The 12,950-nt window shown below is 43.1% G+C and carries 15 protein-coding genes; 2 read left to right on the forward strand and 13 right to left on the reverse strand.

Features of this window, described 5'->3' with window-relative positions; genetic code table 11:
• Positions 1-63: 63 nt before the first annotated feature.
• The 5 genes from Q0K03_RS05190 to prfA all read right to left on the reverse strand — a co-directional run bounded on the left by Q0K03_RS05190 (position 64) and on the right by prfA (position 4,058).
• Positions 64-729, reverse strand: a complete 666-nt coding sequence (locus Q0K03_RS05190) for an AAA family ATPase (protein ID WP_297238446.1) — start codon at positions 727-729, stop codon at positions 64-66.
• Between the two features lie 80 nt (positions 730-809).
• Positions 810-1,109 (reverse strand): hypothetical protein, encoded by a 300-nt coding sequence (locus tag Q0K03_RS05195; RefSeq protein WP_297238448.1) that lies wholly within the window; start codon positions 1,107-1,109, stop codon positions 810-812.
• A gap of 152 nt (positions 1,110-1,261) precedes the next feature.
• The gene (gene map, locus Q0K03_RS05200; RefSeq protein WP_297238450.1) at positions 1,262-2,128 is read right to left on the reverse strand and encodes a type I methionyl aminopeptidase; all 867 of its coding nucleotides are present in this window, start codon (positions 2,126-2,128) and stop codon (positions 1,262-1,264) included.
• Between the two features lie 2 nt (positions 2,129-2,130).
• Positions 2,131-2,982, reverse strand: a complete 852-nt coding sequence (gene prmC, locus Q0K03_RS05205) for a peptide chain release factor N(5)-glutamine methyltransferase (protein ID WP_297238452.1) — start codon at positions 2,980-2,982, stop codon at positions 2,131-2,133.
• Positions 2,982-4,058 (reverse strand): peptide chain release factor 1, encoded by a 1,077-nt coding sequence (gene prfA, locus Q0K03_RS05210; RefSeq protein ID WP_297238454.1) that lies wholly within the window; start codon positions 4,056-4,058, stop codon positions 2,982-2,984. Before prfA ends, prmC begins: the two co-directional genes overlap by 1 nt.
• Before the next feature lie 84 nt (positions 4,059-4,142).
• Between prfA and Q0K03_RS05215 the strand changes: the two genes are divergently transcribed.
• Entirely contained in the window at positions 4,143-5,456 is a 1,314-nt protein-coding gene (locus tag Q0K03_RS05215) for a glucosaminidase domain-containing protein (protein ID WP_297238456.1), read from the forward strand.
• Positions 5,457-5,470: 14 nt separating this feature from the next.
• Here Q0K03_RS05215 and Q0K03_RS05220 read toward each other — a convergent pair whose 3' ends face one another.
• The 3 genes from Q0K03_RS05220 to deoC are packed head-to-tail and all read right to left on the reverse strand — an operon-like array spanning position 5,471 to position 7,939.
• Positions 5,471-6,340 carry a sugar nucleotide-binding protein gene (locus Q0K03_RS05220; protein ID WP_297238458.1) on the reverse strand — a complete coding sequence of 290 codons (870 nt, stop codon included), beginning with the start codon at positions 6,338-6,340 and terminating at the stop codon, positions 5,471-5,473.
• 1 nt (position 6,341) lies between these two features.
• On the reverse strand, positions 6,342-7,268 hold the full coding sequence (locus Q0K03_RS05225) for a type I phosphomannose isomerase catalytic subunit (RefSeq protein ID WP_297238460.1): 927 nt from the start codon (positions 7,266-7,268) through the stop codon (positions 6,342-6,344).
• Positions 7,265-7,939 carry a deoxyribose-phosphate aldolase gene (gene deoC, locus Q0K03_RS05230; protein WP_297238462.1) on the reverse strand — a complete coding sequence of 225 codons (675 nt, stop codon included), beginning with the start codon at positions 7,937-7,939 and terminating at the stop codon, positions 7,265-7,267. Before deoC ends, Q0K03_RS05225 begins: the two co-directional genes overlap by 4 nt.
• 114 nt (positions 7,940-8,053) lie before the next feature.
• Here deoC and Q0K03_RS05235 point away from each other — a divergent pair, with 114 nt between their 5' ends.
• Positions 8,054-8,761: a GntR family transcriptional regulator gene (locus Q0K03_RS05235; RefSeq protein ID WP_297238464.1), complete on the forward strand. Its 708-nt coding sequence runs from the start codon at positions 8,054-8,056 to the stop codon at positions 8,759-8,761.
• Between the two features lie 26 nt (positions 8,762-8,787).
• On the opposite strand, the gene Q0K03_RS05240 is transcribed toward Q0K03_RS05235, so the two are convergent.
• The 5 genes from Q0K03_RS05240 to Q0K03_RS05260 form a co-directional block, all read right to left on the reverse strand.
• Positions 8,788-10,110, reverse strand: a complete 1,323-nt coding sequence (locus Q0K03_RS05240) for a hemolysin family protein (RefSeq protein WP_297238467.1) — start codon at positions 10,108-10,110, stop codon at positions 8,788-8,790.
• 151 nt (positions 10,111-10,261) lie between these two features.
• Positions 10,262-10,567, reverse strand: coding sequence for a hypothetical protein (locus Q0K03_RS05245; RefSeq protein WP_297238469.1), 306 nt, complete (start codon positions 10,565-10,567; stop codon positions 10,262-10,264).
• A gap of 99 nt (positions 10,568-10,666) precedes the next feature.
• Entirely contained in the window at positions 10,667-11,320 is a 654-nt protein-coding gene (locus Q0K03_RS05250) for an LPXTG cell wall anchor domain-containing protein (protein WP_297238471.1), read from the reverse strand.
• 2 nt (positions 11,321-11,322) lie between these two features.
• Complete coding sequence (locus tag Q0K03_RS05255) at positions 11,323-12,282, reverse strand: LCP family protein (RefSeq protein ID WP_297238473.1); 960 nt, start codon at positions 12,280-12,282, stop codon at positions 11,323-11,325.
• A gap of 2 nt (positions 12,283-12,284) precedes the next feature.
• Positions 12,285-12,950, reverse strand: a 666-nt coding sequence (locus tag Q0K03_RS05260; protein WP_297238475.1) for a CpsD/CapB family tyrosine-protein kinase, incomplete at its 5' end; no start/stop codon positions are given.

Genomic DNA, 12,950 nt, shown 5'->3' on the forward strand with positions numbered 1-12,950 from the left:
AAATCCAGACACTCTCTGAAGCAAAAAAATAAACGATGCCCTTTGACAGTCATCGTTTTGATTTTATTCTGTATAAGTAAAGTTTTTATGTTCAATATACTGATTCGTATACCCGCCTTTAAGGGTCTGGGTTCCTACCTTGATGTCATAGAATCCCGCCAGCATTTCTACGATATCTTTTACTTTCATCCGGGAAGAGTTGATCATCAAATCATAATTGGAACCATGTCCCCATTTCTGTCCTGTATAGAATTCATAGAATCGGGCTCGGCGTCCATCTTTATCCTGAACGATCTTTCGTGCCTTTCTTTCCGGCACGCTGTACTCTTTGATGCTCCAGTGAATACGGTCTTCAATATCGCTGTAGATAAACACTTTGATCGTATTCGGGTTGTCCCTTAATATATAGTCCGCACAACGCCCTACGATCACAGCGCTTTCTCTTTGCGAGATTCCCTGGATCAAATCACAGGCTTTTTCATAGACTTCCGAGTTGACCGACAATTCGGTGATTTTTGAAAGAGTGTGTCGGCCTGCGATGGAATACATGCCATCCTCATTGCGGTTTTCCTCACGGAAAAAGTCGGGATCGATACCAAAATCTTTAGCGATCACTTCCATGATTTCTTTATTATAGTAGCCAATATCCAGGTACTCTGCCAATAGACGGCCGATCTCCCGTCCATTTGACCCAAACTGTCTTGAAATGGTAATGATAACGTTTTTCATGATCTTTGTTCCCTTTTTTTCATTATACAATAAAAGAATCCCCAACACAAAGTTAAGGATTCTTCTTTTCTTAATACTATTTACTGGTTGACTTCAGAATATTTTCTGCGTCCTGGATGCAAGTTATCTACATAATAGCGGATTGTCAATGTTCCGGCTACTTTCGTCTTTACTTTTGGCTCTACGATAAAGCCGTCACCCTCTAACATCGCATCCAGCATAGCTTTACAACAAGTGGTCGTATTGCCTTTTACACCTGGTTCACATTCATTCATGAGTTCTTTCGCATTGACTTCAATGTACAACCACATTTTGTCATGTGCTTCTTGTTTCATTTCCTGTAAACGAGTGGCATACTGTTCCTGCGTCCATTTTTCCATGCTGAAATACTTCCTTTCTATACAGGTTTATTCTACTCCTATTGTCAAATGTTGACAAGATTTCAAGCGGCCCATAATGGTCTTTTGAGTGTCAAAATAACGATTTTTTTACAATTTCTTTATTTTTCCACAAAAAAAGCGGGGGTTCCCGCTTAGTATGCTAAGATCTCCACGCCCTTTTCGGTCACATACAACGTATGTTCCCACTGTGCCGAGAGCTTGCCGTCACTGGTATACGCTGTCCAGCCATTTTGTTTATCAATGTACAACGTACTGACTCCCTGGTTGATCATCGGTTCGATGGTAAAGACCATACCCGGTGCGATAACCATGCCGGTGTTCTTGATGCCTACATGGTGAACGTAAGGATCTTCATGGAAGGCATTGCCCACTCCATGGCCGCAAAAATCCGTTACAACGCTGTATCCATTTTTATGAGCGTGTTCCTGAATAGCTGCTCCAATATCGCCAAAATATCCCCATGGCCGGACGGCTTCAATGCCGATCTGCAGACACTCTTTCGTTACATCGACCAGGCGCTTAGCTTCATCGGAAACCTTGCCGATACAAAACATACGGCTGGCATCGGCATAATGGCGGTGAACGATCGTTGTACAGTCCACATTGACGATATCGCCTTCTTTTAAGATCACTTTCTTATCCGGGATCCCATGACAGATTTCATTGTTCACCGAGGTGCAGCAGCTTTTCGGAAATCCCATATAGTCCAAACACGCCGGGATCCCGCCATGGCTGACAGTATAGTCATAGACCATCTGATCGATTTCTTCGGTCGACATGCCGGCATGAATATTTTCCTGAACCAGATCCAATACTTCATTGTTGATCTTGGCCGCCTTTTTGATCCATTTGATATCTTCTTCGCTTTTCACCAGGTCATGACCCGGTACGATTTTTCCCTGAAGCTTCAAAATATTGATCGTGTCATCCCATTCCTGATGGCAGTGCTTGTATTTCTTTTTCGACCCGCACCAGCAAGGTTCATTTTTTGACATCATGTTTAAAACCCTCTTTCAATCGTTAACATCCTGTCTTTTCCTGACATATCTTTATGCACTTCGATCTTGGCATCCGGAAAATACTCTCTAGCTAATTGGCTCAAAGATTCTCTTTGATCGTATCCGATCTCAAAAGCCATGAAAGCTTTTTCCTTTAAGACCTGATCGGCCTTTTCAAATACGTCCCGATAGAACTTCAATCCATCCTTTCCTCCAAACAGAGCCACATGGGGTTCAAAATCAACCACGCTGTGTTCCATCTTTTCATCCGAAGGAATATACGGCGGATTGCATACACAAATATCGCAATGCAGATCTCTTTCAATAAACGGATCCAACATATTTCCAATGATAAAATTGACATGTCCCTGAAGTTTTTCATTGTTTTGAAGGGCCACATCCACCGCTTTGGAAGAAATATCGCTGGCGATGACATCCATCCTTGGTTCTTCCAGATCCAGCGTGATCCCAATGGCTCCTGAACCTGTTGCCACATCAAATACAGTGACATGTTGGGCCTCACTGAAATGTTCATCAAACAGGGAAAGAACCAGCCCCACCAGTTCTTCGGTCTCCGGACGGGGAATCAATACGTCTTCATTCACGATAAAATCATAGCCGTAAAACGATTCATACCCCAGAACATAGCTTAGCGGTTTGCCTTTTTCCATTTCATGGATAGCTTCCAGATAATCGACCCGGATCGCATCCAGGATCTCTTCATCCATATCCATATAAAGATTGATGCCCTTCTGGCGGCAAAGCTCCACCATCAAAAGCGTAGCGGCCTGTTCTCCCTGGCCGGCTTTGTACAATCTTTCTTTGCCTTCACGGATATAATCCCGGTAACGCATTATTTCTTTTCTCCTGCCAGTTTGGCCTGCTGGTCGGCTAACTGAAGAGCGTTCATCAAATCGTCCAGACGCCCATCCATGATGCGGTCCAGCTGATTGACCGTGTATCCAATGCGATGATCAGTCACGCGGTTTTGCGGATAGTTGTATGTACGGATCTTTTCGGCCCGATCTCCGGTACCGATCTTGGTACGGCGTTCGGCATCGTTTTTCTCATCCAATTCTCTTTGACGTTCTTCATACACACGAGCACGGATCGTCATCAAAGCCGTGGCCCGGTTTTCATGCTGAGAACGGCCATCCTGGCATTTTACGATGATTCCTGTCGGCTTATGAATGATACGCACCGCACTGTCGGTCTTATTGATGTGCTGTCCTCCGGCCCCCGAAGCTCGCATCGTTTCAATTTCCAAATCGTTCATATCGATATCAAAATCTTCTTCTTCGATTTCCGGCATACAAAGAACTGTGGCCGTTGACGTATGGATACGTCCCTGCGCTTCTGTCTTAGGCACACGCTGCACGCGATGAGAACCCGATTCAAACTTCAAGGTTCCATAAGCGCCTTCCCCATTGACCTTAAAGGAGATCAGCGAGTATCCTCCTGCTTCACTGTCTTCAGCTTCGATCACTTCCACGCGCCATCCTTTGGCTTCACAATACTTGGAATACATACGGAACAGATCGCCGGCAAAGATATTTCCTTCATCGCCTCCGGCGGCCCCGCGGATCTCAAGGATACAGTTGTGAGAATCGTTAGGATCTTTGGGCACCAGCAACAATTCCAGCTTATCCAAATATTCCTGCATCAAAGGCTCCAGTCTTTCGATTTCTCCATGAGCCAGTTCTCTTAATTCTTTATCTTCTTCCTTGGCCAGTTCTTTGGCATCGGCGTATTCGCTCTTTGCCTGTTTATATTCCTGATAAGTTTCTACAATAGGTGTCAGTTCATTTTGTTCACGGCCTAATTTGGCCATCGTCTTTCTGTCCGATACGACGCTTGGGTCCATCATTTCTTCATTGATCTCATTATATCGAGCTACGATCGAATCCAGTCTTTCTTCCATTTTTGCCATAATTCCAACATCCTTTCAACCTAATCAGTTTATCATAGAACCCCTTTAAATGACAGTTTTATCTCTTTATGTTACACTTGTTCCATGACAAAAAAAACAAAGATTCAAAAAAAGCGGAGACCGCATAAAGTCCGTCTGTTCATACTGGCATTTCTTTTTGTGATCCTGATTGGATTTTTAGGCTTGAAACTCACCGAGAACGGTTCCTTTACCGTAATGGGTGTCTTTGAAGATCAAGTTGTAGAACAGGGAACGTATAAACATTTCTGGTTTGCGAAATTAAAGATGAACTTTTTAGATACCGAAAGTGCCTATATCCAAAGAGAAGATGGAAAAGCTGTGGCGATTTCCCAGGGGTATGTCAACTTGAAGACCAAATCCATCAACGAAAACACGCTCTATACCAGTGACGAAAACGGAGAACAGGGCTACACCAACGGAAGCTATGGAGCCGATGCCCTGTATCTGGATACTTCCATGGACGGCACCCAGGTCCTAATGAAGATCAGCGGCGTAAAAGGATGGGTCAACGTCGAAGAGATCCAGCTGTATCTCTATGATGAAAGCCTCTATAACTCCAGTTATTCTGTGTATAAGGGATCGCTGGTCCATACGATATCGACCGATCTTTTACAGGGCACAAACAATGCCCTTTCCATCGGCAAAGCCCCTGATTTTTTAGAAGAAGATCAGATGTATTATTCTTATGACGGCAACTATTTCTACACGGATTTTTCTTTAATGGCCGAAGATGAACAAAACAACACCCATAAAAATGCCGTGAATCCAACCGCTTATTACAATTTCTATCAGTATATCCCGCATACATCCTCGTCCACCCTGAAGGCCAAAGACTACAACACGTTTCTGGAAAGCCAGGGAATGACCGAAAAAGCCAAAGGATATCCTTGTTTGGACAACCAGAGCGCTTTATATGACTTAGGACGTACCTTTATGGATGTCGGCAAAGATTCCGGCATGAACGCTTCCATGATGTTTGCGACCGCCTTGAATGAAAGCGGAATGGGAAAAAGCGAATACGCCCTGATTGACTACAACCTCTTTGGTCATGCCGCCTACGATGAAAATCCCGACAGTGCCACCACGTATTCCTCTTACCAGGACTGCATTTCACAGCACGCCTACGGTTTTCTTCAAGATGGGTATGCCAATATGAACGATGACAGATACCATGGTTCCTGGTTTGGCAACAAAGCTTCCGGTATCAATGTGATGTATGCTTCCGATCCCTACTGGGGTGAAAAAGGAGCGCATTTCTATTATCTTCTGGACAGGGCCAATGGTTTTTCCGATTTTAATGCCATTGAACTGAAAACCGAACTTCTTGACAAAGGGATCACCGAGTATGAAGAAAACGCCATTCATCTAAAAAAATAACGCCAGCTAAGGCGTTATTTTTTCCATCCAAAATCAGTCAGCAGTTCATCCACATTGGATTCAAACGTACCAAACGTGATGCCTTGGGAAGCCAGTTTATCGGCATTCAAACGATAGTCACGGAATCGGTCTGCATATCGTTTGGTGTTCGGAAGAATATATTGCTCGATGGCCTTTTGGCTGGCTCCCAGTTTTTGGGCAACATAACAGGCGCTCTCATACGTTGTCTTATCGTTTTGAGCCCCTACATGATACACTCCCGGTTCCAGCCTGGTGATGGCTTCAAACTGTTTGGCAAGATGTTTGGCATAGGTCATGCCGCGTTTTTCGTTGCACGTAAAGAGTGTGGGTTCTTGATAGAGAAGTGCGTTCATGACGTTTTTAACGATACTTGGGCTGGCTTTGACCCCTTCAAAGGACAATCCCATCATCCACGTATACCGTAAGATGATCGCATCCTCCAAGTGCTCGTGAATGTATTCTTCGCATTCGATCTTATTTTGACCATACACTGTAACCGAACACGGCGTTTGTTCTTCATCGATAGGGCCGCTAGCCTCTACGCCGTTAAAGATCTGTTCGGTCGAACAAAAGATCAGGCGGGCTCCTTTTTCCTTACACGCATCCACGATCTTCATCGTAGATTCCACATTGATCTTGTGTGCCAGTGAAGAATTTTCTTCACAAAGGGCCGTGGTCGCATTGGCCGCCGTATGAAAGCACAAATCAAAGTCTTGTTTTGAAACATAATCATAGACTGCCTGTGGATCGCTCAGGTCGGCATCCTGGCGTGTCATTTTGATCCAGTGAAACTTGTCTTTATTTTCTTTGACGATATAACTGGCCAAATATCCGTTGGCCCCTGTTACTAAAATCGTTTTCATATTAGTCCTTCCTTCCTGGCTGGCTCAACAGCACATGTGTCCCTTTTTTTAATGTGAATGCCTGTGCACTGTAAGGCACAAAAACACTTTCCAAATGACAAATCGGAATTTCCTCCTGTCCCCAAAGAATCGCCGTATCTTCTCCCAGATTGGAGACAATGGCATAGCTATTTTCTAAAATAAACTTTCTATCTTTTTGGATATACAGTTCATCGACGGTAAAACAAGGCGTATCTCCAATACGCCGGCTTTCTTTTTGGGCGGGTTCAAAATGCGGCTTTAAAGTAAAGTCAGCTACATCAAAGCTTTCTTTAAGATGAAGACTCCGCAAATTTCCCCTTTCATCTTTTCGTCCATAGTCATAAAAGCGGTATGTCGTATTGGAATTGGTTCCTACCTCAAGAGCTACGATATCTTTCCCCAAGGCGTGAAGCATGCCCGCCGGGATGGTGATATAATCTCCCTTTTGTACAGGCCATACACAAAGATACTGGTCAAGTGTCCCTTCTTTTAAAGCTTGTTTGATGACTTCTGGATCCGCTGTTTTTGTACCGGCCACCAAAGTGGCATTCGGCTTGGCATCCACGATATACCACGATTCATATTTTCCATAATCGTTAGAATGTTTTAAAGCATAGGCATCATGAGGATGAACCTGGATACTCAAGTCGTCTTTGGAATCTAAAAAGGCAAGACGAAGCAATTCATGGAGGGTATATCCCGGCCCTAACAGGCCTTCTGGATCTTGTTCGATCAGTTCCTGTAAAGTGAGGCTTTTATCCAGATTGATGACCATATTGGTGCAATAGGGATGCGCCGACACTTCCCACCAGGTTCCATAGTTCTGATCGGCTTTGCGTAAATCACTGATATGATGGCTTCCCCAGATGGTACGATCGGGAATGGGCTGTAAGCGTAAAGGTTTCATTCCTGGTTCTCCTCAAATTCTTTTAAGATCTGCAGGCTGGCGCTTGTTCCAATGCGAGTGGCCCCGGCTTCGATCATTTGTTTACAGGTGTTCCAGTCACGAATGCCTCCAGCCGCTTTGACCTGGACCCCATCTTTCACAGTTTCTTTCATCAGTAAAACATCTTCCACTTTGGCCCCGCCGGTCCCAAAACCGGTACTGGTCTTGATGAAATCCGGTTTGACTTCTTTGGCAATCTCACTGAGTTTTCGGATCTCTTCTTTTTCCAGATAACAATTTTCAAAGATGACCTTGATCAATACATCATGGGCATGACAAAGTTTTGTCAGCTTTTCCATCTCTTCCCGTATTAAATCCCAGCGATGCATCTTAGCGTTCGAGATATTGATCACATAGTCGATCTCATCGGCTCCCTGTTCGATGGCATATCGGCATTCAAACAGCTTGGTTTCCAGTCCGCATTGTCCCAAAGGAAAGCCAATGGCCGCCCCTACATGAACACCGGTATCTTTGAGTCGTTCTTTACAAAAAGACACCCATTCGGTATTGATGGCCACCATAGCGGCCTTCATGTCCAAAGCTTCTTTACAAAGCTGGATCAAATCGGCATCGGTTGCATAGGCTTTTAAAAACGTATGGTCAAACATGTGACTTAACTGTGATGAATTCATTGTAACCCTCCTCTTATGTCAGTCTCAATGTATCATTATGTAAATAATATGTCAATATAAATTGACATATTATGGAAATCTTTAGTATATTATGTATAGAAAGTGGTGTATACTATGTCAGCCGTATATTTAGAGATCCGCAATGACATCTTAGAAAAGATCCATTCCGGATATTATCCCATTGGGGAAACAATTCCTGCAGAAACCGAACTGGCCAAACAATACAACGTCAGCCGTCCAACGATTCGTCAGGCCATCCAGGCCCTGGTGGACCAGGGGATCCTGGAAAAAAGAAGGAAGCGCGGAACCATTGTCTGTCCGGGGAAGATCGATCAGGAGTTCACACAGCGAATCGACAGCTTTGATGCCCAGATCCATCAAAAAGGACATACCAGTCAAACCAAGGTTCTCACCTTCCAAAAAGAAGAAGCTTCCCAAACGGTTCAAGAGATCCTTCAATGCGATACGGTATACAAACTGGTTCGGCTGCGTTATATCGACCAAAGTCCCAATGTCTTTACCGTGACGTATATGCCTTATGAACTTTTTAAACACTTTGATAAAATTGACTTTTCCAAAGAATCGTTCTATGAACAGTGTAAACAATGCGGACATCCCATCGCCACAGTGACCCGTCATTTGGAAGTTGTCAGTGCCGATGAAACACTGGCGGATCTTTTACAGGTAAACATAAAAGATCCATTGTTCTATTTCCATTCTTACGGAAAAGATCCTCAGGGCATCCCCATTGAATATTCGATTGCGAAATATCGGGGAGATACAAACTCTTTTAGCTTTACATTACAACGTGACAATCCATAAAAAAAGGTCAATCTTTCGATTGGCCTTTATTGTTCGATTTCTTCTTTTTTTACCCTCGGTTTGATTTGAACCACCGCTTCTTCAATGCGGTGATCCGTTCCCATCCGTGCTTTTACGATCAGCTCATCCAGATCCAGCTCAAAGTTTTCATTATCGTCAGGAAGACTTCCCCCTAAAGCATCCAGAACATAACCGTTGAACGTATCGTATTCTTCATCACTTAAGGAAAGTCCCAGGATCTGATTGATGTCTTCCAGCATCGCTTCTCCCTGGATCCGCCATGTGTGCTCATCCAAACGCACGATGCCTTCGGATTCATTGGACTGTCCTTCTTCCTGCGGATCTTCGACAAGAAGCACAAGCAGATCTTTTAAGGTTACAACACCGACAAACCCGCCATATTCATCCAAGACGATCGCAAAGGTTGATTTGGTCTGTTTCATCTTCAAAAGAAGATGGTCTGCCTTCATCCCCTCTAAAACAAACAAAGGTTTCAAGATTGCCTGTTGGAGCACATTTTCTTTGGTGCGTTTTTCCATACGAAGATACTTTTTCGCATCCAGGACACCTACGATCTGATCCTGACTGTCTTTATAGATAGGATAACAGTCATAAGTTGTTTCATTGATGGCGGCATCCCATACATCCAGATCATCGTCCAGATCCAGACCCGTAACTTCTTTACGATGGGTACAGATCTCATCAAGACTGACGTCATTAAAATCAAAAATGTTCTGGATCATCGCATTTTCATCCTGTTCGATCTGTCCCTGAGACATGCTTTGGGAAACCATCATGCGGATCTCTTCTTCTGTGACCTCTTCTTCTTCATCGGGATCGATATGGCATAAACGAAGCACCAGGTTGGTACTGTTTGTGAGCAGCCATACTAAAGGAGCAAACGCTTTTGAGATAAAAGACAAGGTCCCGGAAAGGGCATAGGACATTTTTTCTTTGTTCTGCATAGCGATTCGCTTTGGTACCAGTTCCCCAAAAACAATTGAGAAAAAGGACATGATCAAAGTGATCACCAGCGGGCAAAACGAACGCAGTGTCCCTTCTGAAATGGGAATGTTCAATGAATTCAGTAGTTTTACCAAAGGATCGGCAAAACTGTCGGTCGCATAAGCACTTCCCAAATATCCGGCCAAAGTGATGGCCACCTGGATCGTCGCCAGAAAGCGGGATGGGTTCTCGACCAGCTTCAATAAAACTTTCGCCCGTTTATTTCCTTCTTCAGCTCTTGCCTGCAAGGTGGCTCCGTTCATGGAGACCACGGCAATCTCCGCACCGGCAAAGACGGCATTCACACAGATCAAAATAACCTGCAGCAACAACGCAAAAACCATAATTTCATTCCTCCAAAAAAGCACAAAAAGACACAGCCTGTTTCCAGGTTATGTCTTTGGTTTCATCTATTCATTCATCCCGCAGCAACTTCGGCCCGGGTCTTCTGTGCTACTCATCTTGACGGTAGTTTATCAAAACTCACCTATATTGTCAAATATTCCCTGATGACAGCTTCTTCTTATAAGTTCGAATCAAGTACATCTGCCAACCTATCATTGGAACGGCAATCCCAATAAGGAAAATCAACCCTACCAGCTTGCCCAAGGCAAGATCAAGAAAAAAATCGAACACAAGAAGCAGTCCAAACACAAGATTTAAAAAACCTTGTTTATGAATGTATTCGTTTGTCCATGGCTGATTTTGAAAAGAATAAGAAAGATTGAATATACGATGTGTCTTTAAGGAAAATACTCCATATAAAGCAAAAAGAACGCCTACAACCAAAAGTCCCCACATATGCTTTTCTCCTACATCTATCATAGCATAAAAAATTACAGCATATGCAAAAAACTCTAAGTCAATAAAATGACTCAGAGTTTCGAAATTTCCTTTCAATTAGTTGAATTTTCTTTTTGCTACAACGATACCGCAAATTCCTACCAATGCGATAGCTCCAATGGCAATATACAATACAGTGTTTGTTCCTGTGCTTGTATCGACAGCTCCTTCCGATTTGTAGATCACACCGACTGGAGACAAGTCTTCAAATGTTGCGGTGATTTCTTTTGCTTCTTTGTCTACCTTATCTGGTTCAATGACTTCCCATCCGGCATTCTTTTCACTGTAGTGAAGTACATATACTTCATTCATATCTTCTGTCAAGTTTGGAACTTCCCATCCCACAGTAACATTTTCACTTAAGTCATTGCCTTCGGCATCGGTTGCGCTAAGATCCTGGATCTTTGTCAGCAATGAGAAATCCGCCAAGTCGATTTCCACACCTTCCGGCATTTCTACTTCGTCTAATACATCGGCCAATTTGGCACCGCTGTTCAACTGTGCAATAGCATCTAATACTTCCTGATCCTCAACAGTAAATGTATCGCTGAACTGAGCAGTAGATCCTTCAACAATTTTCCCATCTACCGCAATTTCTCCTGTCGGCGCTCCGTTAGCAACGATACTTCCTGCCGCAAACACCGTTGTCATAGGCATGCATGCTACTGTGAAAGCACAGGCACTTGCCAATAATTTCTTTACTAAATTCATAATTAATCCTCCCTCTTATAAAATAATTCAAGAATCAGCTGATTCAACTGTTCTTTATCAATCTCAAATTCATCATGGTTTTTACCCGTTTGATCTTTTCCCGGCAATATATAGAAGTCTTCTTCCTCATTATACGAATACTCCAACAACATCTGCGCAAATGTCTGAATGTCTTCTAAAGAAATATTCGTTGTCATATGTTGAGAAACACTATACAGTTTTGAAACCGTATTGTCAAAGTCACTTTTCAACATTGCCCGTATCTTTGTGACATAAGCGTTCAAATACGCTTTCTGTCTTTCCATACGTTCACTGTTGGAAAAATCTTCTTTAATATCTCGTGTGCGAACAAAGTCTTCCACATTATCCGCATCGATCAAAGCTGTACTTCCTTTTGTCCAGTCCGGATGAATGTCAGCTAAAGAATCATTAGGAACTTTCACTTCCAGACTTCCTACGACATTTTGTACTTCTTTTAGCTCAGAGAGATCCATGGCCACAAAATGAACAATAGGAATGTCATTGAGCATTCTGGATACCGCCTGGCTGGTCAGGCTGGCCCCGTTTTTAGGTGATGAACCATAGGCATAAGCCAATCCCAGATGTTGTCTATCCCATCCCAAGTCGTTATGTTCGACATCGAATAAACGAATGTCGGTCATCGCATCTCGGGATAAAGATAAAACTTGTATCGATTTCTCTTCACGATTCAATAAGTATAACTGTAATGAATCCGCCTGGCCCATGGTATCGGAATCGGTAGAATCGATTCCCATGAACAAAATAGACACAATACTGGAATCATATGTATAGTTTACACCATTTTCAGAAACATTGTGATAATTTTTTGTTAAACCGTTGCTAGTTTCTGTATTTTTTTCCTTAAATAACACAAAAATACATACTATGCTCACAATCAGACATAATATTCCCAATATGAAAAGCACATTTTTCTTTTTCATGATTATTCTTTATTGGTTTTGTAGTAATCATAATCATATGACTTGTAATCAAGTTGATCTTTTTGAACGCGGTTCAATACTACACCGACTACCCGGGCGCCGTTTCTTTCCAGCTGTTTCTGTACGCGCAATACTTCTTTTTTCTTAACGAAGTCGTTGCGTACAACTAATACAACGCCATCGGAAACGCGTCCCACGATGGCTCCATCCATGGCTGCTGTCATTGGCGGTGTATCAATAATAATATAGTCATAAGATCGTCTCAGTTTATCAATAATGGCTTCAAACATTTCCGAAGATAAAAGTTCCGTTGGATTGGGCGGTAATTTCCCGGAAAGAATGACTTCTAAATTGGGAACTCTTGTGAAATTGATGATTTCACCGCTTTGTCCTGTTAAAGCTTCCGATAATCCTGGTAAAGTACGGCTTGCGGTAAACCAGCGTTTTAAGCTTCCTTTTCTTAAGTCCGCATCAATCAAAAGTACACTTTTATCCATTTGGGCAAAGCTTTGTGCCAAATTATACGACAACATCGTTTTCCCTTCATTAGGAAGCGTGCTTGTGACCGTGATGACTTTTACCCCTTCTGAATAGATCAGATTGGTTCTTAAAGATTTAAAAGATTCCAGTGAAGCACTATGTGCATTGGAAGCCGGAATGCGAATGCC

Source organism: uncultured Faecalicoccus sp. (assembly GCF_944327125.1).
Classification (GTDB): Bacteria; Bacillota_I; Bacilli_A; order Erysipelotrichales; family Erysipelotrichaceae; genus Faecalicoccus.